The 22,919-nt window shown below is 66.7% G+C and carries 22 protein-coding genes and 1 tRNA gene; 7 read left to right on the forward strand and 16 right to left on the reverse strand.

Translation table 11 applies throughout. The features are described from left to right. Positions 1-105 precede the first annotated feature (105 nt). On the forward strand, positions 106-981 hold the full coding sequence (locus ACFQZV_RS10125) for a PAC2 family protein (protein ID WP_378749154.1): 876 nt from the start codon (positions 106-108) through the stop codon (positions 979-981). Positions 982-994: 13 nt separating this feature from the next. On the opposite strand, the gene ACFQZV_RS10130 is transcribed toward ACFQZV_RS10125, so the two are convergent. Continuing rightward, positions 995-1,825, reverse strand: a complete 831-nt coding sequence (locus tag ACFQZV_RS10130) for an undecaprenyl-diphosphate phosphatase (protein WP_378749156.1) — start codon at positions 1,823-1,825, stop codon at positions 995-997. A 43-nt stretch (positions 1,826-1,868) separates the two neighbouring features. Next, positions 1,869-3,170, reverse strand: coding sequence for a M20/M25/M40 family metallo-hydrolase (locus tag ACFQZV_RS10135; protein ID WP_378749159.1), 1,302 nt, complete (start codon positions 3,168-3,170; stop codon positions 1,869-1,871). Between the two features lie 94 nt (positions 3,171-3,264). Between ACFQZV_RS10135 and ACFQZV_RS10140 the strand changes: the two genes are divergently transcribed. After that, positions 3,265-3,350, forward strand: a tRNA-Leu gene (locus ACFQZV_RS10140). A gap of 86 nt (positions 3,351-3,436) precedes the next feature. Here ACFQZV_RS10140 and ACFQZV_RS10145 read toward each other — a convergent pair. From ACFQZV_RS10145 to ACFQZV_RS10190, 10 genes are all read right to left on the reverse strand, one after another. Then, positions 3,437-4,108 (reverse strand): GntR family transcriptional regulator, encoded by a 672-nt coding sequence (locus tag ACFQZV_RS10145; protein WP_378749161.1) that lies wholly within the window; start codon positions 4,106-4,108, stop codon positions 3,437-3,439. A 98-nt stretch (positions 4,109-4,206) separates the two neighbouring features. Continuing rightward, positions 4,207-5,142, reverse strand: coding sequence for a creatininase family protein (locus ACFQZV_RS10150; RefSeq protein ID WP_378749163.1), 936 nt, complete (start codon positions 5,140-5,142; stop codon positions 4,207-4,209). Between the two features lie 27 nt (positions 5,143-5,169). Beyond that, a complete protein-coding gene (locus ACFQZV_RS10155; protein ID WP_378749164.1) occupies positions 5,170-6,411 on the reverse strand; it encodes a Tm-1-like ATP-binding domain-containing protein in 1,242 nt (413 codons plus the stop codon). 19 nt (positions 6,412-6,430) lie between these two features. Next, positions 6,431-7,336, reverse strand: coding sequence for a sugar phosphate isomerase/epimerase family protein (locus ACFQZV_RS10160; protein ID WP_378749166.1), 906 nt, complete (start codon positions 7,334-7,336; stop codon positions 6,431-6,433). A 119-nt stretch (positions 7,337-7,455) separates the two neighbouring features. After that, on the reverse strand, positions 7,456-8,940 hold the full coding sequence (locus tag ACFQZV_RS10165; RefSeq protein ID WP_378749168.1) for an FAD-binding oxidoreductase: 1,485 nt from the start codon (positions 8,938-8,940) through the stop codon (positions 7,456-7,458). A 131-nt stretch (positions 8,941-9,071) separates the two neighbouring features. Continuing rightward, a complete protein-coding gene (locus ACFQZV_RS10170; RefSeq protein ID WP_378749170.1) occupies positions 9,072-9,785 on the reverse strand; it encodes an ABC transporter ATP-binding protein in 714 nt (237 codons plus the stop codon). Then, positions 9,775-10,539 carry an ABC transporter ATP-binding protein gene (locus ACFQZV_RS10175; protein ID WP_378749172.1) on the reverse strand — a complete coding sequence of 255 codons (765 nt, stop codon included), beginning with the start codon at positions 10,537-10,539 and terminating at the stop codon, positions 9,775-9,777. Before ACFQZV_RS10175 ends, ACFQZV_RS10170 begins: the two co-directional genes overlap by 11 nt. A 73-nt stretch (positions 10,540-10,612) precedes the next feature. Further along, on the reverse strand, positions 10,613-11,890 hold the full coding sequence (locus ACFQZV_RS10180; RefSeq protein WP_378749174.1) for an ABC transporter substrate-binding protein: 1,278 nt from the start codon (positions 11,888-11,890) through the stop codon (positions 10,613-10,615). Further along, a complete protein-coding gene (locus tag ACFQZV_RS10185; protein ID WP_378749176.1) occupies positions 11,887-12,981 on the reverse strand; it encodes a branched-chain amino acid ABC transporter permease in 1,095 nt (364 codons plus the stop codon). The genes ACFQZV_RS10180 and ACFQZV_RS10185 overlap by 4 nt, the downstream gene beginning before the upstream one ends. Beyond that, positions 12,978-13,841, reverse strand: a complete 864-nt coding sequence (locus ACFQZV_RS10190) for a branched-chain amino acid ABC transporter permease (protein ID WP_378749178.1) — start codon at positions 13,839-13,841, stop codon at positions 12,978-12,980. The genes ACFQZV_RS10185 and ACFQZV_RS10190 overlap by 4 nt, the downstream gene beginning before the upstream one ends. Before the next feature lie 318 nt (positions 13,842-14,159). Between ACFQZV_RS10190 and ACFQZV_RS10195 the strand changes: the two genes are divergently transcribed. Continuing rightward, complete coding sequence (locus tag ACFQZV_RS10195; RefSeq protein WP_378749180.1) at positions 14,160-15,158, forward strand: helix-turn-helix transcriptional regulator; 999 nt, start codon at positions 14,160-14,162, stop codon at positions 15,156-15,158. A 117-nt stretch (positions 15,159-15,275) separates the two neighbouring features. After that, complete coding sequence (locus ACFQZV_RS10200; protein ID WP_378749182.1) at positions 15,276-16,049, forward strand: helix-turn-helix domain-containing protein; 774 nt, start codon at positions 15,276-15,278, stop codon at positions 16,047-16,049. 9 nt (positions 16,050-16,058) lie between these two features. Here the strand turns inward: ACFQZV_RS10200 and ACFQZV_RS10205 are convergent, their stop codons facing one another. From ACFQZV_RS10205 to ACFQZV_RS10215, 3 genes are read right to left on the reverse strand one after another with little or no spacing between them, the layout of a single operon-like run. Further along, positions 16,059-17,144, reverse strand: coding sequence for a VIT1/CCC1 transporter family protein (locus ACFQZV_RS10205; RefSeq protein WP_378749184.1), 1,086 nt, complete (start codon positions 17,142-17,144; stop codon positions 16,059-16,061). Positions 17,145-17,182: 38 nt separating this feature from the next. Continuing rightward, a complete protein-coding gene (locus tag ACFQZV_RS10210; RefSeq protein ID WP_378749186.1) occupies positions 17,183-17,719 on the reverse strand; it encodes a hypothetical protein in 537 nt (178 codons plus the stop codon). Between the two features lie 10 nt (positions 17,720-17,729). Next, the gene (locus tag ACFQZV_RS10215) at positions 17,730-19,583 is read right to left on the reverse strand and encodes a DEAD/DEAH box helicase (protein ID WP_378749712.1); all 1,854 of its coding nucleotides are present in this window, start codon (positions 19,581-19,583) and stop codon (positions 17,730-17,732) included. Positions 19,584-19,715: 132 nt separating this feature from the next. Here ACFQZV_RS10215 and ACFQZV_RS10220 point away from each other — a divergent pair, with 132 nt between their 5' ends. After that, a complete protein-coding gene (locus ACFQZV_RS10220; protein WP_378749188.1) occupies positions 19,716-20,576 on the forward strand; it encodes an SGNH/GDSL hydrolase family protein in 861 nt (286 codons plus the stop codon). Here the strand turns inward: ACFQZV_RS10220 and ACFQZV_RS10225 are convergent. Beyond that, positions 20,573-21,376: a TrmH family RNA methyltransferase gene (locus ACFQZV_RS10225; RefSeq protein ID WP_378749190.1), complete on the reverse strand. Its 804-nt coding sequence runs from the start codon at positions 21,374-21,376 to the stop codon at positions 20,573-20,575. The two genes, ACFQZV_RS10220 and ACFQZV_RS10225, sit on opposite strands and share 4 nt — an antisense overlap. Before the next feature lie 69 nt (positions 21,377-21,445). Here ACFQZV_RS10225 and ACFQZV_RS10230 point away from each other — a divergent pair, with 69 nt between their 5' ends. Next, complete coding sequence (locus ACFQZV_RS10230; protein WP_378749192.1) at positions 21,446-22,288, forward strand: Sir2 family NAD-dependent protein deacetylase; 843 nt, start codon at positions 21,446-21,448, stop codon at positions 22,286-22,288. A gap of 17 nt (positions 22,289-22,305) precedes the next feature. After that, positions 22,306-22,911 carry a histidine phosphatase family protein gene (locus ACFQZV_RS10235; protein ID WP_378749194.1) on the forward strand — a complete coding sequence of 202 codons (606 nt, stop codon included), beginning with the start codon at positions 22,306-22,308 and terminating at the stop codon, positions 22,909-22,911. Positions 22,912-22,919 lie beyond the last annotated feature (8 nt).

The following is a 22,919-nucleotide window of genomic DNA, read 5'->3' on the forward strand; positions in this document are numbered from 1 at the left end:
CCGACAGCGGACCGTCGCGCCCGCGCACTCGGGTCGACGCCTATTCTGGAAGGCACCCACACGAACGCCGGGCGGCGGTCCGCTCAGGCGGGGAAGGGAGATCGCGTGGACGCACTGGGTCGAAAGGTCCTCGTCGCCGCCTTCGACGGCTGGAACGACGCGGGCGAAGCGGCATCGTCGGCGATCGCGCATCTGCGCAATTCCGGGTCCTACGAACCGGTCTTCTCGGTCGATCCCGAGCTGTACTTCGACTATCAGTACACACGGCCGCAGCTCGAGACCGACGGCGAGGGGCGCCGATCGCTGCGCTGGCCTGAGACGACGATCCTGCGTCCCACCCGTGTGAGCGAGGGTCCGGAGCTGTGGCTACTCACCGGTGTCGAACCCGCGCGCGCCTGGCAGGCGTTCTGCGGTGAGCTCATCGACGTCGCCCTCCGGGAAGACATCAGCGGCTTCGTTTCGCTGGGGTCGATGATGTCCGACGTACCGCACACCCGACCGATCTCGGTCTTCATGGGGAGCGAGAGCGAGCAGGTCCGAACGACCCTGGGACTCGAACGCAGCACCTACGAGGGCCCTGTCGGAATCCTGAGCGTCCTCACGGCCGGCGCGGATGCCGCCGACATCCCGTCGGCGAGCCTCTGGGCGAGCGTGCCGCACTACGTTGCCGGCCACACGCCCTCACCGAAAGCGACGCTGGCCCTCCTGGACAAGCTCGGTGAGCTCACGGGCGCACCGATCCCCCCGGGAGAACTCGCGACCGAAGCGATCGCATGGGAGGCCTCGATCGACGCCGCTGCGGCCGACGACGAAGAGATGACCGAGTACATCCATCAGCTCGAACGCACGCGCGACACCTGGGATTCGCCAGAAGCATCCGGCGATGCGATCGCGCAGGAATTCGAACGGTATCTGCGACGCAGCGACGGCCCCGGCAAGCCGGGCGACGGTCGCTCCGGGCGCGACGACCCGCGGCGGTGAACCCGGTCCCTGCTCAGTAGGGCTGCAGGACCCCGGTGGAAAGCAGCACGATGATGAGCGTTCCCAGCAGTAGACGGTAGATCACGAACGGCAGGAAGCTGCCACGCTTGAGGTACCGCATGAGGAACGCGATCACGGCGAGTCCGACGGCGAAAGCCACAAGCGTCGCCGCTCCGGTCTCGACCAAGGTGTACGGACCACCGGGCTCCTCGAAGCTCTGAAGCAGCTCGTAGAAGCCGCTGCCGAACACCGCCGGTACCGCGAGCAAGAAGGCGTATTCGGCGGCGGCGGGTCGGGTGTACCCGAGTGCGAGGCCCATCGTCGTCGTCGCGCCTGAACGCGATACCCCGGGCACCAGTGCCAACGCCTGCGCGAAGCCGAGCGCGAGGCCGTGGGGGTAGGTCAACGTGTCGAGCTCCCGGCGGCGACGCCCCCACCGGTCGGCGACGCCGAGCAGGATGCCGAACGCGATCAGCACGATGGCGACGAGCCACAGGTTTCGGAAGGTGTTGCGGATGACGTCCTGGAAGAGGAACCCGAGGACGGCGATCGGGACGGATCCGATGATGATCAGCCAGCCCATGCGCGCGTCCGGGTCGTTGCGAGGTACCCGACCGGCCAAGGACTGCGCCCACCGCGCGATGATGCGGACGATCGTCTTCCAGAAGTAGAGCAGCACCGCCAGCTCGGTGCCGATCTGGGTGATCGCCGTGAACGTCGCGCCGGGGTCCTGCGCGGACGGAAGGAACTCTCCGACGATGCGCAGGTGTGCACTCGATGAGATCGGCAGGAACTCGGTGAGCCCCTGGATGAGCCCGAGGAAGAGCGCTTCGAGCAGCTGCATGGGCGGCCTTTCACAGGGATGCCGCGCGCGGCATCCGTCGAGGTCAGTACGAGCGGAGGAGGTCGGTCAATACGCGCTTGCCGAAGACGAGCGCGTCTGTCGGCACCCGCTCGTCGACCCCGTGGAACATCCCGGTGAAGTCGAGATCGGGCGGCAGCTGCAAGGGCGCGAATCCATAGCCTGTAATGCCGAGGCCGGCGAGGGCCTTGTTGTCGGTCCCGCCACCCAAGAGGTAGGGGATGACGGGGGCATCGGGATCGTGACGGCCGAGGGCCGCCACCATCGCTTCAACGAGGCCGCCGGCGAAGGGAACCTCCAGCCCGATGTCGCCGTGGACGAGTTCGACGACGACGTCCTCGCCGACGATGCGCTGGATGTCTGCCAAAGCCTTCTGTTCCGTGCCCGGAAGGACACGCACGTCGATGAGCGCCTCGGCGAGATCGGGGATCACGTTGTGCTTGTAGCCGGCGGTGAGGCCGGTCGGGTTCGTCGTCGTGCGCAGCGACGATCTCAAGAAGCGCGATGCCGGTCCCGCAGCAGCGGCAACGGCATCCGGATCGTCGGAATCCACGCCGAGGATCGCCGCCAGTCCCTCGACGGTCGCCGCGGTGGTGGCCGTGAGTTCGACCGGCCATTCGGTGCGGCCGAGCGCCGCGACGGCTTCGGCGAGCCGCGTCACGGCGTTGTCGAGGTGGTAGCTGGAGCCGTGCGCGGCGCGCCCCCGGGCGCGCAGCTTGATCCACAGCAGGGCCTTCTCGCCGACCTGCAACAGGTACGCGCGCCGACCGCCGACGGCGACGGAGTACCCGCCCACCTCGCTGATCGCTTCGGCGGCGCCGTCGAACCAGTGGGCGCGTTCTCGAACGACGAGTTCCGAACCTTCGACCCCGCCGTTCTCCTCGTCGGCGAAGAACGTGAGAACGATGTCGCGCTCGGGTTGTTCGCCCGCACGCAAGATCTCACCGATCGACGTGAGGATCATGGCATCCATGTTCTTCATGTCGACCGCACCGCGGCCCCACAGCATGCCGTCGCGGATCTCACCCGCGAAGGGGTCCACGCTCCAGTCTTCGGCGATGGCCGGCACGACGTCGAGGTGACCGTGCACCACGAGCGCCGGCCGTGACCGATCGCGACCGGGAACACGGGCCATCACGTTCGTTCGTCGAGGAATCGGCTCGAAGTATTCCGGAGTGAGGCCGAGGCCCTCGAGGTAGGCGCCTACGTACTCCGCCGCCTCGCGCTCACCGCGGGCTTTGCCTCCGCCCCAGTTCGTCGTGTCGAAACGGATGAGATCACGCGCGATCTCGACGACGTCGGGCAGTGAAGAGTCCTCCGTGGGCATGAGCACAAACCTACCGTCTTCGCCGGGCCCGGTTCGGCGGGGTGCGTTCGACGTGATAGTGTTTTTCCTTGGTTGCGAAAGCGACCGAGACTCTGCGCGGGTGGCGGAATAGGTAGACGCGCTAGCTTGAGGTGCTAGTGCCCGTATTAGGGCGTGGGGGTTCAAGTCCCCCCTCGCGCACAGAGTGAAAGACCCCCGGATCTGGGATTCCAGACCGGGGGTCTTCGTCGTTGACGGCACGGTCGACGACCGCACCGCGCGCGTGGTCAGCCGAACAGGACGCTCGTCGTCGCCAAGAGGTCGAGAATGCGCTCGCGCATGTGCGAGATGTGCTCCTTGACGGCCGGTTCGATGTCGTCGTAGCGCTTCTCGATCATCGCGTCGGCGAGGACGCGGTGCTCCATCGAGCAATCTTCGAGGCGGGAGCCCATCGAGGGTGCGTGGAGCCAGAACCTCTGGACGCGTCGACGGGTGGCCTTGACCGTCTCGGACACCAGTGCGTTGTTGGCGATCCCGTTGACGACCCGGTGATAGGCGATGTCCGCCTCTGACCACGCATCGCGGTCACCGGCAGCGGCGGCTTCCACCATGCGGTCCACCGAGGCACGGATCTGGTCCACCTGTTCGGGTGTCATCAATTCCGCCGCGCGTCGAGCGATGTACGTGTCGAGCACTTCGAGAAGATCGAGCGCCTCGTTCGCCTCCTGCGTCGTGGGTTGCGCGACCGTGAAGCGTGCGTTCTCGGTCCGGCGGACGAGGCCTTCCTTTTCGAGACGCTGCAACGCCTCACGCACCGGCGTGCGCGAGATACCCAGCTGCGCCGCGATCCGGTTCTCCGACAGCGGTGCGCCGGTTCGGATCCGGAATGCGGTGATCTCGGCGACCAGATAGTCGTACGCGTTCTGCACCCGGGAGTGATTGTCCTCTACCAGGGCCATGGTTCCCTCCGCTCTCAACGTACACCTTTGTACACGAGCTTGGATGCCATCCGCCGACGGCGCTCGGGCCGTCGGCGGATGGCGTCAGCGAGCGTCGATCACATCGTGCGGTCGACGAATTCGCGGTCGTGTACCTCGACCGGCACCTCCATGAGCTCGAGGATGCCGCGGGCGACATGCTCCGAGTACCGGGTGAATGCCTCCAGACCCTTCTCGCGGGTGGCACGCATCGGGTTGCCGATGATTCCGTTCTCGACGAACTCGTGGTGGTCCATGGGGAACGTGAAGTACTGGTACCCCTCGAATTCCGTGTCCGGCATCCCATCGTCCTTCTTGAACGCATCGGGCAGGAATTCGGGAGTGTGCGCCCGGGTGTCGACCGCACGCTCCATGCGCACGAGCTCGGGACGCCACGCCATGTCCTGCGAGGTCTCGAGCTCGCTCGAGTGCCACCCCGGTGTCTCCTCGGGCGGGTTCTCCATGAGCCCCTTGAGGATGCCCTCGTAGCGTTCCATGAAGGGCTTCACGAACGAGATCATGGCGCCGGTCTCATACCGCAACCGACGCAGCACGGGGTCGACGACCTTCGTGTTCGAGCCATGCCCGTTGATGAAGATGATGCGGTTGAAGCCGTGGTGGATGAGCGACCGGGCGACGTCGTACATCATGTCCAAGAGCGTCGATGAGCGCAGGGTGATGGTGCCGCGTCCCTCACCTACGCCGTACATGTGCTGCGGCGAGTAGCCCGCCCAGAGCGGGGGCGTGTGCAGAACGCCGATCGCCTCGGAGATCCGCTCCGTGATCTCCACGGCGGTGATGGTGTCCGTGTAAAGCGGCAGGTGTGGGCCGTGCTGCTCGGTGGACGCCATGGGCACGAGGATCGTGTCCTTCACCGAGAGGTATTCGCGGATGTCGACGTACGACAGATAGGCGAGGTTCCATGACACGAACTTCGAACGGAACTCCTCGTCCCCCTCGGTGAGGTGGGCGACCTCGCGTTCGTTTCCAGAGGACTCTGATCGGACGGTGGGCATGGTGCTCTCCTTAGGGTGGGTTCGTGGTCAAGCAGGGTGCGCCGGAAGGCCGGCGGAACCCATGAGTTCGAGGAAGCGCTCGGCGACCAGTCGACCGAGCGCGGGGTCGTTGATGTGCAGGTCGATGGTCTCGAGCGGGATGTCCGGTCGTAGGTGTGCACGGATTGCGCCGAGCAGGATCTCATCGCCTTCGGGATCCCAGAACTCGCCTCCGGGCACCGCCGGCATCGAGAGACCTTGCGTCGGGAAGGCCACCCGGACGGGTCCCGTGGCGGAGTTGACCCGCTCCGCGAAGATCCGTCCGATCTCGGCCTTCTCTGCGTGCGACGCACGGACGAGGGTGTACTCCGGGTTGTGCTCGTACATGGGGCGATTTCGGAGGGCGTCGGGAATCGTCGTCGGTGCCCAGACGGAGAAGTCCACGCACCCGGGAACGAGCACCTGGGGCAGTCCGAGGCGCCCCGCGACGGTGAGACGGTCCGGGCCACCGTCGTGGATACCGCCGACCAGTGGGTCCGTGATCTCGTTGGTGGTGTAATCGACCACGCCGACGAACTGCCCGGCCGCGATGAGTTCCTCCATCGCCGGTCCACCGACGCCGTTGGAATGGAAGACGACGGTCTCGAACCCGGCCGCGTCCAGGCGATCGCGCACCGCTTCGACGGCCTTCGTCGTATTGCCGAGCATCGTCGCCGCGACGTAGCGCTTTCCCGCGGTGGGCGGTGGGAGCGGATGCCCATCGCGCAACATGCCGCACATCGCCGCGGCGACGTTGTCGAGCACCGTCGTGAGCACGGGATTGCGCCCCAGGATGTCGACGACCGAGTGGACCACGAAGACATCCGTGTGTCCGACGTATGGCCCGAACTCGTGGTGGCCGCTCGCGGTGGGCGCGACGACGATCTTCGGAACCCCGACCGGAAGTTCTTGGATCGCCGCCGCACCCATCACCGAGCCGACGCCGCCGATGGCGATGCCGCCGCGCAACTCCCCCCGCGCGAACAGCTCGGTGACCAGATCGCGAGCCGCCGTACGCATCACCTCCACGGCATGGCCGCGGGTGCCCAACTGCTGCACCTCGGCGATCGTCGATCCCGCCCGAAGCGCGAGATCGGCATGCGTCACGTCGGGCGTGATGCCGACCGGCTCGCCAAGGATGCCGGTGTCGACGACAAGCGTCTCGACACCGAAGGTGTGCAGCCGGTCGCGCAGATAGGCGACCTCCGGACCCTTCGTGTCAAGCGTTGCGACGATGACGACCTTGGCCATGATGCGGGGAACCTTCGATTCAGAACTTGTCGTCGATGAGCGGCAGCAGCGTCTTGGCGTTCTCGGCGACGAGCCAGTCGTAGTACTCCTCGGTGAGGATCGACGACCCGTGGTCGATGATGAACTTCAGCTGCTCCTCGTCGATCTCGAGGTTGTCGAAGTTCGTCTCGAGGGCATTGGGGTACTTGTTGGCGGGAGTGCGATCCACGGGGGCGACGAACTCGGCGGTGAGCGCACCGGTGTAGCCGATCTCGTCGAGCACGCCCACGAACTTCTCCCAGTCGTAGTCGCCGTATCCTGCCGGCATCCGGTTGTTCTCGGCGACGTGAACGTCGACGAGCTTGTCACCACCGACCAGACGAATCGCGTCGTAGAGGTTCTCTTCTTCGATGTTGATGTGGAACGCGTCCAGCACGACGCCGAGGTTCGGGCCGACCGCGTCGACGAGCGCGAGTGCCTGCTCGGCTCGCGTGATCAAATACGACTCGAAGCGGTTGAGGGGCTCGATCCCGACGCGCACACCCTTCGCTTCGGCGACTTCGTAGATCTCCTTGACGCCTTCGACGAGCCAGGCCCACTCGGCCTCCGGCGTCGAGTCGGGCACGACCTTGCCGACCGTCCCCGGCACGAGGGTCAGGATCTGACCATCCAGGTCATGGACGAGCTGGATGCAGTCCTTCACGTACTGCACGCTCGAGGCGCGCTTGGCCTCGTCGGCCGACTGCAGGTTGCGCTTGTCGACCATGAGCGTGACCGAGCCCCAACAGTTCAGCCCGTAGTGGTCCAACAGACCGCGCACGTGCTTCGCGTCATACTTCTCGGGCTCGCCCGAGATCTCGATCGACTTGTAGCCGTACTTCGCCAAACGCGCGATCGTCGTTTCGATCGGCTCCTGGCGCATCCAGTTGTGCATGGAAAGGTGCATGAATACTCTCCCTTGAGTCGTGGCACGTGACGGTGCCGGTATCGGTGGTTCAGGTCAGTGGGGCGCGGTACACGTTCGCCGCGCACCTCGTGGTTCGTCGGTGGACATCCCCCTCGCTCTCACAATCGCGGGGCGCGGGGAGGCCCGAACCCGAGTTTTCCAGGGTTCATGATGCCGTCGGGGTCCCACGCGTCTTTGAGCGAGCGGAGTAGGTCGAACCCCTCGCCGAGTTGCGGCCGCATGAATCGACCCAACTTGATGCCCACACCGTGATGGTCGTTGAGGACGGCACCATGCGCGAGGCCGGTCAGGATGCCGGCATCCCACAAGCGATCGTGCAGCGTCATCGCCTCAGCGGGGTCCTCCGGAGGGTTGTCGACATAGAACCGGTCGTAGAGCATCGAGCCCCAGTCGTACCAGTGCGACAGATGCGCGGTGTAGCGCGCCCCGTATTCGGCGAACTCCTCTTCGATCACGCGCTTCTTGGCGCGATAGATCTCGGGGAGGTCGCGGAAGCGCGCCACCTGGTCGAACGTGCCGTACATCAACGGCGGCTGGGGAAGTTTGCCCTTCGCGTAGGGCTCGTACTTGCCTTCCCACCAGATACGTCCGACATCGGACCCCTGCGCGGTCCCACCGGCACGCTCGGCGAGTTCGGTGATCGCGCGCGTCTCGTAGTCGACGAGCTCGTCGTCTCCGTCGCACATGATGACCATCAGCGTTCCCTGGAACGGCGTCCCCACCCACTCCTGCAACTTGACCGAGTCGGCCTCGTCGTACAAGCGGATGGTGGCAGGACGAAGGCGGCGCGTCATGATGAGACGTCCGGCTTCCATGCCCGCGAAGATGTCGGGGAAGCTGAACGACAGGAACTCCCGACGCTTCGGCAACGGGTCCACACGCAGTGCGGCCTGTGTGATGACACCGAGGGTGCCCTCTGACCCGACCAGGACCTGGAGCAGATCGGGTCCTGCCGCATGGCTGGGGGCCCGTAGCGTGGTCATGGTGCGGCCGGGAGGCATCACGGCTTCGACCTGCAGCACCTGGTTCTCGGCCTTGCCGTACTTCGTCGACACGACACCCGAACCGCGGGCGGCGACGAAACCGCCGACGCTGGCACCCATGTGATACGACCCCGGGTAGTGCGCGAGGGTGAGGCCGCGCTCGTTGAGGTGCTCCTCGAGCGTCGGTCCGTCGATGCCCGCTTCGACGGTCACGACGAGACTCTCCTCGTCAAGGTCGACGATCGCATCCATGCGGGTGAGGTCCAAGGCGATCCCACCGTACGGCGCGAGCGTTCCCCCCTGGGTTCCCGTGCCACCGCCGCGCGGGATGACCGGGATGCGGAAATCGGTCGCGATCTGGACCACACGCTCGACCTCGGCGGTGGATCCAGGACGGACGACGAAGTCGGGCGCCGGCTGTTCGAGTCCCTTGTAGGAGATGAATTTCGACTGCCATGACCAGTCGGCGGCCGCATCCTGTCGATCCTGCACGTCGTCGCTGACGTTGTCGGCGCCCAGCGCGGATGCCAGTTCGCGTTCGATCACCCCGCGGAGGTAGTTGCCCCCGCTGACGGGGCTGGGGGTCAGTTCCGCGCTCATGCGTCTCCTTCAGCCTGAGGTCCGCGAGCACCGTACCGGTCTTCGCTGACCTTGTATCCGTAGTTGTATACAAGTAAGTACACTATTTCACATACACTTTCATGTCAAGGTGTGAACTCGCGCCGGGCCCGCTATACGACGCCCAGGTAGGTGTTCTGCAGCTCGGCATCCCGCGCGATCTCATCAGCGGGCAGGTCGGCGGCGATCCGCCCGTTGACCATGATCAGGATCCGATCGCACAGCTCCGTGGCGAAGCGCAGATTCTGCTCGATGAGCAACACCGATTGCCCCTCGTCCACGAGCGTCCGGAACACCTCGGCGATGTGGTCGACGATGGCCGGCGCGAGCCCTTCGCTCGGCTCGTCCATCACGAGCAGCCGCGGGTTGGTCAACAGTGCGCGTCCGATCGCGAGCATCTGCTGCTCACCGCCCGACAGCTCTGCACCGCCGTTCCGCCGCCGTTCGGCAAGCCGCGGGAAGAGGTCATAGACCCCCGCCACATCCCACCGTGCTCCGCGGACCTTTCGGACCATCGTGAGGTGCTCGTGCACGCTCAGCGAGGGAAAGATCCGGCGCCCCTGGGGGACGTAGCCGATTCCCGCACGATTGATCCTGTTCGGGCTGCGGCCGACGAGGTTCTCACCCGCGAACCGGATCTCGCCACTCTGCGAGGGCAGGAAGCCCGCGATCGCGTTGGTCAGGGTCGACTTGCCCATGCCGTTGCGGCCGACCATGCCCAGCGGCTCGCGTCCCATCGAAAAGCTGACGTCCTGAAGGACGTGGACATGCCCGTACGACACATTGAGCCGGTCGACTTCGAACGTGGGTGCACTGTCAGGCTGCATCTCCGACCGCCCCTCCCAAGTAGATCTCTCGGACCCGCTCCGAGCGGCGGATCTCGTCCGGCGTGCCCTCCAGAAGCTTCTCGCCGTCATGCATCACGATCACCCGTGTGGCTACCGCGAGCGCGATGTCCATGTCGTGCTCGATGAGCAGCAGGCTCATTTCTTCGGGCAGAGCGTTCAAGAGCGTCACCAGGTGCGCGCGCTCCGCCGGCGAGAACCCGGCCGCGGGTTCATCGAGCATCAACAGCCGCGGACGCAGCGCGAGTGCCATCGCGAGCTCGAGTTGGCGCTGTTCACCGTGGGAGAGGTCCCCCACGATCTGCGGACCGCGCCCAGAGAGACCGACGCGGTCAAGTAGTTCGGCCACCCGTTCCCATCGGGCGCCTTCCCGTCGCGCGAGGCGAAGGGGATGCCCCTTCATCTGGGCTCCGAGCGCGACGTACACGTTCTGGGCCGCGGTGAGCTGAAGGAACAGTCGCGACGTCTGGAAGGTGCGCGCAAGCCCCGCCCGAGCGCGACGGGCCGCCGGCCAGCGCGTGACGTCCTGCCCGAAGAGGGTGATCGTCCCACTCGAGACGGGGAGAGCTCCGGCGACGCAGTTGAAGAGCGTCGACTTTCCCGCACCGTTGGTGCCGATGACGCTCACCCGCTCCCCCGCGCCCAACCGCATGCTGACGTGCCGCATCGCCTTGAGCCCACCGAAATGTTTCGACACGTCATCGACGACGAGCGCGTCTGCGAACGAGGAAGACATCGGATCCGTTCCTTCTCTGCCTGAGGGTTGGCAGGTGTCGCCGGCCGCGCGTGCAGCCGGCGACACCTCCCGACTACTGGATGTCCGCGCAGCTCTCGAAGCGGTCGAAGATGACCCCTTCCTGAGCCACGCCGGAGGTCGAGGTGATCGTGTCGAGGGCGAGCGTGCCGTCCTCCAGCTCGACGACCTCGTTCATGAAGTTGTCGACGACCGCCTGGTTGTTCTCATCCACCGAGATCGTCCCGGTCGGCGAATCCCAGGTCAGTGCACGGAGCTCGTCGCGCAGAGCCGCCTGGTCGTCGGAAAGGTCACCGTCGGTAGCCTCGAGCCCGAGCAGAAGCGACTCGACACTGTTGTAGTACAGCAGCGCGAAGATCGAAGGCTCGGGGAACGTGTTCGGCTGCTGCTGGTAGGCAGCGACGAAATCGTCCCAGATCGGGTTGTCGTACCCGGTGCCCGGCACCGGTCCGCCCGAGATCATTCCGGCTGCCGCCGATGCGATGTTCGCGTCTCCGGAGAGCGCCGTGATGTCGATCGCGATGGTGCCGCCGACCAGCGGCTTGTCGACACCGTTGGTCACCGCCTGCGACAGGAAGCTCGCAGCATCCGCGCCACCGAGACCGACGTAGACGGCGTCGGCATCGTCAGGGATCTGCGAGATGATCGTGGCGTAGTCCGTCGTGCCGACCGGCACCCACGACGCGCCGACGATGTCGCCGCCCGCGCTGCAGAACTCCGTGAAGAACCCGCCTGCGTTGTCGTACGGGAACGAGTAGTCCTCAGCGAGAAGGTAGATGTTCTCGTAGCCCTTCTCGTTGTAGGCGTAGTCCCCCACGCCGCCCATCCACATCGCCGAGTCGCCGTGGAACCGGAAGAAGTTATCCGCTCCCTCGAGCGTCATCCCCACCGGACTGGCTGCACCGTTGACGAACGTGACCTCAGGAACGGTGAGCGCGTATTGGACGACCGTCTCACCTTCGTCGCCGGATGCCGGCCCGAGGACGATGTCGACACCGTCGTTCTCGACGAGCTTCTTGACCTGGGTCTGCGCCGACGCGGTCGTGCCATCGGTTCCCGCGTAGATGAACTCGACGTCCTTGCCCGCGATCTCTCCGCCGTCCGCCGTACCGCCGCGCTGCTCCATTGCCGCAGCCACCGCGGCTTTGGCCTCGTCCATACCGAAGGCCAGGTTCCCTTCGGCCGTCGAGAGGACCCCGATCTTGATGGTGTCGCCGCCGGCGTCACCGCCTCCGTCACCGGATCCAGAGTCACTGGAGCATCCGGCCAGGACGAGAGCAGTAGCCCCTGCCAATGCGATCCCGGGGAGAATCCCCCGCTTCCTCAGCTTCATTGCTGCTTCCCTTCTGCGATTGCTGTTTCCTCTGGCCGGTCAGCCATAGGCGGGTTCTGCGGTGGCGTGTCGGACGATTCCCGCTTCCGACGACGGTCGAGCCACCGCCGCACCTGCGCCCCCACACCGGCGAGGCCCGCCGGGGCGAAGAGCAGGACGAGGATGAACACCAGACCCGTCAGGGTCATATAGCGTTCGGTGAAGTTCTGGGCGAAGTTCGCCAAGAGAGTGACGACGAGACCGCCGGCGAACACGCCGCCGAGGGAACCGATCCCACCGATCACGGCGACGACGAGCACGTCAAGCGTCGAGCCGAGGCTGACGACATCCGGGTCGACCTGACCGCGATCCATCACGAGGAGCACGCCACCGATCGACGCGATGAAGCCGGCGAACGTGATGGCCGCGACGCGATACCCGAACACGTTGTATCCGAGTGCCTTCATGCGATCCGGTGAGTCCCTCACACCTTGGAGGGCGATGCCGAAGGTCGAGCCCGCGACGAGCCGGCACATGAGGTAGCACAGCACGGCGACGATCAGGGCGAAGTAATAGAACGACTGGATATCGCTCAGATCGACGATGCCGAGGTCGGGCCGGATCACAGGTGCCAGACCGCGTCGCGCGTTGGTGATCTCGATCGACTGGGACGCCCACGAGTAGAAGACCTGCCCCATCGCCAACGTGATCATGAGGAAGTAGATCGCGCGAGTACGCGCCGCGATCAACGCGATCAGCGTCGACAGTCCCGTCCCCACCACGATGCCCACGAGACTGGCGACCACGAAGGGCTGCTCGAGGGTCACCATCATGTAGCCGACCCCGTACGCACACGCACCCGCGATCGTCACCTGCGCAAGGGAGAGCAACCCCACGTAGCGGTTCAGGAACACGAGGCTCATCGCGATGATGCCGAGCCAGAAGGTGCGCACCCCGATGTTGGGGAGCCAGAACCGAGGTCGGTCGACGATGAACGGGAAGATCAGCGCGAACAAGATCACCGCGGCGATCAGCGCTAGCGGGACCCACTTCATCGCCCCCGTGCGCGGCGGTGTACGCAGCGCGTCGAATGCGTTCTTGTCCCCGGTCATACCGCCCGTCCCATCAATCCTTGGGGCCGCAGTGCCAGCACGACGACCATGAGCGCGAATGTGAGTACCAGTGAGTAGGTCGGGGCGTAGACCAGCGCGAACTGTGAGACGAGTCCCACCAGCGTCGCGCCGACCGCTGCTCCCGAGATCGACCCCATACCGCCCACGATGACGACGACCAGTGAGTACAAGAGGTAGGTTGCGTCCTGTCCGGGAAGGAGCGGAAACAGTGTTCCTCCGACGACGCCGGCGAAGCCTGCGAGAGCGGATCCCAGCGCGAACACCGCGGCGAACACCAACCCGATGTTGACCCCGGTCGCGGCGGTCATCGGAGCGTCGTCGACGCCGGCCCGAACGACGGCGCCGAACCTCGTCTTTGTGATGAGCAGCCCCAACGCGATGCCGATCACGATCGCGATCGCGAGGACGAGCAAGCGGAGCACCGGATACGTCCCCACGACGGGGAGGTTCACGGTCGCCAATTGGAGCGACTCATCCACGGGGACCTGTGTGGCCGTTCCGCCGAAGGTCGCCAACATGAGGTCCGTGCCGATCAGCGAGACACCCAGAGTGATCAGCGCCACCCGCATGTCGTCGTCCTGGAACCGCCGGATCAGGACCTGATGGATGATGATGCCGAGGATGCCGATCGTGACCGCTGCGCCCAGCGCCCCGACGAACCAGTTGCCGGTCTCGCGCACGATGACGTAGCCGACGTATCCCCCGAGCAGATAGCTCGTACCGTGAGCCATCGTGATGACGCGCATGAGACCGAAGATCAACGTCAGGCCGCTGGCGACGAGGAAGTACACGGCAGCGAGGGTCAGCCCGTTGAGGGCGACGAGGAGGACTTGATCCACTCTTGCTCCACTGCGTTGTGACGAGACGAGGCAGAACACGTTTCTGTATCCTGCGTTGTATACAAGTACTCATACCGTACGTCGCACGCCAACAGGTGTCAACCGTCGATGTCCGACGAACGCGCGGCGGATCGTGTCGTCAAGCGCCGAGGCCGCCTACCGGACCCACCTCCTGACACCTCACGACGGCCGCAGCGGCTCCGTCCCGACGGCGCCGAAGGGGCCGGTCCCCTCGCGCCTGCTTGCATCCGGGGGCGGTGCCGTCCATCATGTGAGGACGCCCGCGTATCCCCCGTTGCAGGCCCCAAGGAGAAACAGATGCCCGCCGCGCGCTTGGCGGAGCTGATCACCACTGAGGGCTTCCGCACCGCACAACACGTCACAGACATCGACGAGTTCGTCAGTCTCGCGAGCCCGCCGACCCGACCCCACCGCATCCTCACGCATGATCGCGTCGGCAGTTTGGACGCTTGCCTGCACGTGATCGACGGCGGAGCGATCTCGCTCGCCCATCTTTCCTATGGGGGCGGCGTCACGGTGATTCCCGGCGACACCGCCCCCGATACTTTTCTCTTCCCCATCACCCTCACCGGTCAAGCCCACCTGCGCTACGGCCGGGATGAGTTGGACGTCACCGGTCACGATGCAACGGTGATCGCGCCGTATCGAGAGTTCCGCTCCGACATCTCAAGCGACTACGACCAGGTGATCGTCACGGTCAAGCAGGATGTCGTCGAGCACGCCGTCCGGCGCCTCACGGGCGATGACGGGAACATCGCGGAACGATTCTCCGACGTGCAGACCTTCCACCTCGCGGCGTCTGCCGTATCCATGTTGCACAGCACGGCGTTGCTCGTTCTCGAAGGTGCGTCTCCTGCGAATGCGCAGCTCATTCGGCATCAGATGCACGTCGCCGTCGAAGCGATCGTGTTGTCCATGCCCGCGTTCCACGGTGGGCCCCACACGGAGCGCCTCCACTCGAAGCGGGTGTCGGACGCGATCGCCTTCATGGAGGCCCACGTGGCAGAGCCGCTGGCGCTCGCCCGTGTCGCCGACGCGGTCGGCGTGAGTGCGCGTGGGTTGCAGCGGGCTTTCCGCCGCGAGCTCGGCGAGACACCGAGCGAGTGGCTGCGAGACCACCGTCTCACACGGGCGGAGGCACTCCTGCGCACCGCAGAGCCCGGATCGACGACGGTCACCGAGATCGCGATGCAGTGCGGCTTCTTCCATCCCGGCGAGTTCTCGGTGACGTTCCGCGAACGATTCGGCATCTCACCCTCAGCCGTCCTGCAGGCGAAACCGTCGCCGATCCGATAGCGCGCTGTCGCGTTGCCGATAGCCGGAGTCTCGGGCTGCCGCTGGAATGATGGCGTCGGTGGTCTTGGGGGATCGCATCGACGACTCTTGCATCCACCGCTCCCCCGAGGGGGAACCGTGGCCGCGGAAGATGCATACCTGATTGCCGTATCGCGTTGCGCCGTCCTCACGGGCTCTGTCGGCGGAGTCTTGGATGCCGCCCAGGCGTTCGATCCGATGGGCTCGACGGTGATGCTTCTGCACACACGCAACCATGCCGCGGGATCCGACGGTCAGACACCGACGCTCAAGTCATACCTGGTCGCCGAACGGCACCTGTGCAACAGCGCGCGCAGCGACGCGGCGCGTGCGGTTGTGGTCCCTCGCGACCCGCTCGAGACCGCCGGCACTCCGGTGACCACGGCAGCTCTCGAGGCGACGCCGCTCGTACGCGCCTCCCGGGCCGTGGTGACGAGCCTGCATCGGGATCTGAGGCGCGGCACACCATCGAACGACCGCGTCGAGCATGTGCTGATCAACCTCGTCGTGCAGATCGCACGGGAACAGACATCCACCCTCCCGCACATCGAGGAGGAGAACCCCCTCCTGGTGCGGGTGCACGATCTGATCGACGCCCACCACCGCGACGCCCGCTTCGATGTCGCCCATCTCGCGGAGGCCCTGCACTTCAGCCGTCGACAGGTCTACCGCATCGTCGGTGACGGTGTGGCAGCGATGCTCAGCCAGCGCCGCGTGACCACAGCGAGCGAACTGCTCCGGCAGAACCCGGAGCTGTCGATCGCGGAGGTCGCCCGCAGGTCAGGGTTCACAAGCGCCTCGCAGCTGCGTCTGCACATGAACCGCCGGTGGAACATGACACCGTCCGAGTACCGTCAGGCCGCCGTCCACTGACCAGCGGCCTCAACCGAGAGTGACCCCGAACGCCAGACCGACCACGTAGGTGATCGCGGCCGCACCGAACCCGATGGCAAGTTGGCGCAGCGCACGGCGCAACGGGGGGCCACCCGACAACACTCCCACCGCGGCGCCGGTCGCCAGCAGGGCGACGCCGACGAGCCCGAGCGCCACCAGCACCGCCACGGTGCCGGACAACCCGAACAGCCACGGGAGGACGGGGATGATCGCGCCCGACGCGAAGAACGCGAAACTCGACACGGCCGCGTGGAAGGCACCTCCGACGACGTCGTCCTTCTCCGCGTCGCCCGGGATGGGGGCGCCCGGTACCGGGTGCCCGCCGCGAACAGCGGCAAGAGTCGACCGCGCGCGGTCGAGCGCGTCCGTCTCCCCCATGCCCCGCGCCCGATAGACGAGCGCGAGCTCGTTCGCATCGAGATCGAGGTCGGGAAGAGCGGCATCGGCGAAATCGCTCGGTTCGGTCGCGTCGAGCAACTCGCGCTGCGACCGCACCGACACGTACTCGCCGGCACCCATCGACAAGGCGCCGGCGAGAAGGCCGGCGATACCGCTGAAAAGGACGACGCCGGGAGCAACACCCGTTGCCCCTATCCCCAGCACGAGCGCGAGGTTCGAAACGAGCCCGTCGTTGGCGCCGAAGACCGCGGCACGGAAAGTGCCCGAAAGTCGCCGGCGCCCCCGGGCGGCGAGGCCGCGCACCACTTCATGGTGGACCTTCTCGTCGGCTGCCATGGTCGCTGTGGCGTACGGCTCCGCGTCGTACGGCGAGCGCGCCTCGGCGTTCTGCGCGAGGGCCAGCACGAAGATCGAGCCGAAACGCCTCGCCATCCATCCGAGTACGCGCGTGCGCAGCGCGGGCCGCGGCAAGCGGTCAGGCTCCCCACCGAGGAGCGCGATCCAGTGCGCTTCGTGGCGGCCCTCCGCCGCGGCGAGGGCGAGGAGGATGTCGCGCTCCTCACCTTTGCGTCGTGCGGCGATGTCCCGATAGACCGCGGCCTCGGCGCGCTCGTCGACGAGGTAACGCGCCCAGCGTCGACGGTCACGAACGGGTGGGCGAACAGGCGGGCTCACAGCGGGTCTCCTCGTGTGGCGGATCGAACCCGTCAACGCTAGCGACAGGCACGCCTCGGGCCCTGTCGTATCCGACGATTGTCAGCATTTCGGATGTCCGAAGGAGCGTCGGCCGCAGCCTCACGCAACCCGCGTTCGCCGGCGCGCATCACCCAGGCGTGTGCGACCGTGAAGGCGGGGCGCAGCAGGAAGGACGTCTTCGACATCCACGCTCGCTCGGTCTTCACGTTCCAGACGATCGTGACGGATGACGCATGCTCCGACCGCGCACGGAGCGTGATGCGGCCCCGGCCGGTGAGGTCGCCGGCGCTCGTGGCGGCGATCTCGCGGTCTTGCCGCCACGCGGTGACGGTCAGATCGACCCGCAGACGGTACCCGAACGGACTGCGTACACCGAGCACCACGCGCTCGCCGACCCCAATACGCCTCGGGGCCCGCTCGACCCGCACGCCACGCCACCACGAGTCGGTCGCTCGGCCGTCGCGCGAGGTGAACATCTCCGCGAACGCTGCCGCGCAGGCGTCGACGGGTGCATCGATGTGCCATGTCGATGCGAACGAGTACGCGGCACCCATGCCGCGCAGTCTATGACCGTACGCGGGCCCGCAAGAGATCGATCCGCGCCTGGAGCTGAGCCACCGTCGCCTGCGCGACAGCCGGCCCCCCGCAGTTACGCCGCAACTCGGCGTGAATCGCCCCGTGCGGTTCGCCCGACTGCCGCGCATACAGGCCGACCAGACTGTTGAGCAGCTGCCGCTGTTCCTTCAACGTGCGGTGCAATGCAGGCGGCGGCGCATCTGTCGAAGGGCTCTCCTCCGATGTCGCGCGGGATTCGCGTGCTTTGCGGTGGCGGCCCTGCCGGGCCTGACGCTGCACGAGGAGCTCGTGGACATGCTCCGGTTCGAGAAGGCCGGGAATCCCGAGGAACTCCTCTTCTTCAGGGGTACCGGGAACGGCCAGTTGGCCGAATTCCTTGCCCTCGTACAGCACCCTGTCGAAGTGCGCGAGCGAGCCGAGGGCCTGATACGTGAATTCGTAGGTGAGATCGTCGGATGCTGATTCGCCGGCGGCCGCCGCATCCATCAGGTCATCGTCGAGGCCCCACTCATCGCCTTCGCCCCCGCGGTCGAGCGCATGATCCCGCTCGACCTCCATCGCGTGGGCCAGAGCGAGCAATTGCGGCACGTGGGGCAGGAACACACTCGCCGTCTCGCCGCGCTTGCGCGCGCGGACGAATCGCCCGATCGCCTGTGCGAAGAACAACGGTGTGGACGCACTGGTGGCGTAGACCCCCACCGAGAGTCGCGGAACGTCAACGCCTTCGGAGACCATGCGTACGGCCACCATCCACCGACGCTGACTCTCCGAGAATTCCGCGATGCGCGCCGACGCACCGTCTTCATCGGACAGGACGACCGTCGTCTTCTCACCGCTGACCTCATCGAGGATCGCGGCGTACGCTCGCGCCGCCGTCTGATCGGTGGCAATCACGAGACCGCCTGCGTCGGGAACCTGCGCACGCACTTCACTCAGTCGCCGGTCAGCTGACCGCAGCACCGCCGGGATCCACTCGCCTTCCGGGTCCAGGGCGGTCCGCCACGCCTGCGACGTGATGTCCTTGGTGTTGTCCTGCCCCAATTGGGCTTCCATCTCATCGCCGGTCTTCGTCCGCCAGCGCATCTGCCCCGCATAGACGAGGAAGATGACAGGCCGGACGACACCGTCCTCGAGCGCGCGGCGGTAGCCGTAGCTGTAGTCGGTGCGTGAGACGCGAATGCCCTGCGCGTCGGGGTGGTACTCGACGAACGGGATCGGCGCGGTGTCGCTGCGGAAAGGCGTGCCCGACAGCAGCAGGCGGCGGGTCGCGCGTCCGAACGCGTCGCGCAGCGCGTCGCCCCACGACAACGCGTCGCCACCGTGATGTACCTCATCGAGGATCACGAGCGTCCGGCGGTCGTGGATGACCCGCTCGTGCACCGACGACTTCACCGCGACCTGCGCGTAGGTCACGGCCACGCCGTGGAAGTGCCGTGCCGGAAGGCCGCCCCTGTTGGAGAAGTGCGGGTCCAGTCGGATGTTGACCCGCGCCGCTGCGTCTGCCCACTGCGTCTTCAGATGTTCGGTGGGGGCGACGACGACGACGCGCTCGACCACCTGCCGCCGGAGGAGTTCGCTCGCGAGGCGTAGCGCGAACGTCGTCTTGCCGGCACCCGGGGTCGCCGCGGCGAGGAAGTCGCGGGGGCCGGAACCGACCCCGTCGGGCCCGTCGAGCGAGAAGTAGAGCTCGAGTGCCTCCGCCTGCCAGGCACGAAGGCGGCCCGCGGTCCCCCACGGCGCACGTTGCGGGTACGCCGGAGAGAGATGTTCGGCAGCGGCACTGCCGAGGTGGTGATCGCCATCCTGCGGCGCGATGGAGTCGGCCCCCGCGGGGGCGGACATCGACATCGAGTCGTCCACATCCTCCCCTTCCGACACCATCGGACGCGACAGCACGAGTGACCACGATAGACGGTTCCACCGACGTCCAAGCCTCGCGGTACGCTCGAAACGGCCATGACGCGAGGAAGATCTATGCCGGAGAACGACGACAACCGCAGTCCGTATGTCGCCAATGCGCAGACGCACCCCTGGCGGCGGTACGTCGCTGTCGGGGATTCGTTCACGGAAGGCATCGGTGATCCCCTCCCCGGCGGCGGCAATCTCCATCGTGGATGGGCTGACCGCGTCGCCGACGTGCTCGGCGCGCAGACGGAGGACTTCGCCTACGCCAATCTCGCCGTCCGCGGAAAGCTCATTGCACAGATCGTCGCCGACCAGGTCGAACCCGCGGTGGCGCTCAAGCCCGATCTGGTCACCTTCTCCGCCGGCGGCAATGACGTCATCCGGCCGGGCACCGACCCCGACGACGTCTCCCAACTGTTCGAAGACGCCGTTGTGCGCCTGTCGAGCGATGGCGCGACGGTCGTGGTGTTCACGGGAATCGACACGAACTTCACGCCGGTGTTCCGCGGCATCCGAGGCAAAGTCGCGATCTACAACGAGAACATCCGCGCCATCGCCGACCGCCACGACTGCATCGTCGCCGACCAGTGGGCCCTCAAAGAGGTGCAGGACATGCGATTCTTCGACGACGACCGCCTCCACTACAACGCGCTGGGTCACCATGAGATCGCCCGCATGGTGCTACGCGCACTGAACGTTCCCAACGATCTGCTTCCCATGCAGCCCGACCCGATCCCGTCACGTACCTGGCGCGCGGCGCGCGCCCACGACCTGGTCTGGGCCCGTGAGTACCTCGTGCCATGGGTACTGCGGCGGCTTCGCCACCAGTCGTCGGGCGATCACATCACCGCGAAGCGGCCCGACGCCCTGCCGATCACCACCCTCGCCCCGGATGCCGACCCCACCCGTCGCGTCGGCGAGGACGCCTAACGCGCGCGCAGCTCCCATATCGCCACGGCGCTCGCCGCGGCGACATTGAGCGAATCGACGCCCCCGGCCATCGGGATCGTCACCACGGTGTCCGCCGCCGCCAGGGCGCGGCGCGAGAGCCCGTCCCCCTCTGCACCGAGGAACAAAGCGACGCGCTCCGGCCGAGACGCAGCGAAGTCGTCCAACGCGACCGCCGAGTCCGAGAGTGCAAGGGCCGCCCGGTGGAAGCCGAGATCGTGAAGGAGCGGACCGGCGACATCCCACGCCGGCAGTCGCGTCCATGGCACTTGGAACACGGTTCCCATGCTGACCCGAACCGATCGGCGGTACAGAGGATCGGCACAGCGCGGCGTGACCAGCACCGCGTCGGCTCCGAGTCCGGCTGCGGCCCGGAACACCGCCCCGACGTTGGTGTGGTCGACGATGTCTTCGAGGACCACGATCAGTCGCGCGTCGGCGACGACGTCGGCGACCTCGCGCACCGACGGTCGATGCATCGCCGCCAGCGCTCCACGGTGCACCGCATACCCGGTGACCACTTCGGCGACCTGCGGTGAGACGACATAGATCGGGGTCTCGGGGTGTTCCGCGAAGAGCGGCCGGACCTCGTCGAGCCACTTCTCCTGCAGCAACACAGAACGCGGCCGGTGTCCGGCCCGCAGGGCTCGCGCGATCACTTTGGCGGATTCGGCGATGTACAGTCCACCCTCGGGTTCACGCACACGCCGCAATGCCACGTCGGTGAGGTCGCGGTAGTCGGCGAGCCGCGGGTCGTCGGCCGTGTCGATCGCGATGAGCACGCTCCACTATCGCACGTGTCACCTGTCCGAAATCTGACGCGCCTAGACTCGGAGGCCGGGGGTGGTTCCATGTCCGTCGTCGTCGAAGGCGGCACCGCCGCAGACATCGCGGCGGCGGTCGACGCGCTCTCGGGACGCAGGGTCGCGGTCGTGACCGGCGCCGGTGTTTCGACGGACTCCGGGATCCCCGACTACCGCGGGAAGGGTGCGCCCGTGCGCACTCCGATGACCGCCGACCAGTTCCTCTCGAGTGAGGATGCTCGGCGGCGGTACTGGGTGGGAAGCCATCTGGGGTGGAGCGCCTTCGCGTCCGCGGTTCCCAACGCCGGTCACCGCGCGCTCGCTCTCATCGAAGAGCGAGGTTTGGCTTCGGGGGTCATCACCCAGAACGTCGACGGTCTCCACCTTCAAGCCGGCAGCCGTCGGGTGGTCGAACTGCACGGAACGATGCGACGCATCGTGTGTCTGCGCTGCGGGCAGGTGTTCGACCGGCGCGACCTGGCACTCCGCATCGAGGCGGAGAATCCATGGATCGCGGTCCCTGAGAACGTCGCGCTGGGACCTGACGGCGACGTGACGCCCGAGTCGACCGCCGGGTTCATCGTCCCGGATTGCAGCGTGTGCGGCGGCACTCTCAAGCCCGACGTCGTGTTCTTCGGTGAGTTCATTCCCGCCGAGAAGTTCCGCGAGGCGGAGCAGCTCGTGCGAGCCAGTGACGCTCTGCTGATCGCCGGCTCCTCCCTCGTCGTCAACAGCGGCATCCGGCTGCTCGATCGTGCACGCCGGCGCCGCCTGCCGATCGTCATCGTGAACCGTGGTGAGACGCGCGGTGACGGTCGGGCGACGGTGAAGGTCGACTCTGGCACGAGTGATGTGCTCGCTGAGTTGGCGAACCGTCTGCCATCGATCTGAGCGTCTAGGCTCGAACGGTGACGACGCTGATCCTCGTGCGCCACGGCGAAACCGAGTGGAACCGGGCACGCCGCATTCAAGGCCGAACCGACATCCCCCTGAACGACGACGGTCGCGACCAGGCCCGTGCGACCGCGCGCCGCCTCGCTGACGAGATCGCCCCGGGCCCCGTCGTGGTGATCTCCAGCGATCTGTCACGGGCGAAGGAGACGGCCGAGATCATCGCCGATGGTCTCGGCGTCGGACTGCTGCGCACCTCTCCAGACCTGCGCGAGCGCTCCTACGGCGAAGCCGAGGGCATCGAGACGAGCGAGTTCGCCCGCCGGTGGGGTGACTGGTATAGCGCCGAAGTACCGGGCGCCGAACCGAGGTCAGAATTGCGGCGGCGCGCACTCCGCGCGCTGCGACATGCGGTACGGGATGCCCGGCGCGCCACGGCACCGAACGCTCCGACGGTGATCGTCGTCGCGCACGGCGCCCTCATCCGAGAGGTGATGCTGCACGCGACGACGGGTGCGTTTCCGTCGCTTGCGGAACGACTCCCGAATGGATCGAGCCATGTGTTCCTGGTCGAGCGGGAGCGCATCACCCTGCAGTCGACGACTGCTTCCGTTCCCGCCTGACGGCAGGG

Source organism: Microbacterium koreense (assembly GCF_042677105.1).
Classification (GTDB): domain Bacteria; phylum Actinomycetota; class Actinomycetes; order Actinomycetales; family Microbacteriaceae; genus Microbacterium; species Microbacterium koreense.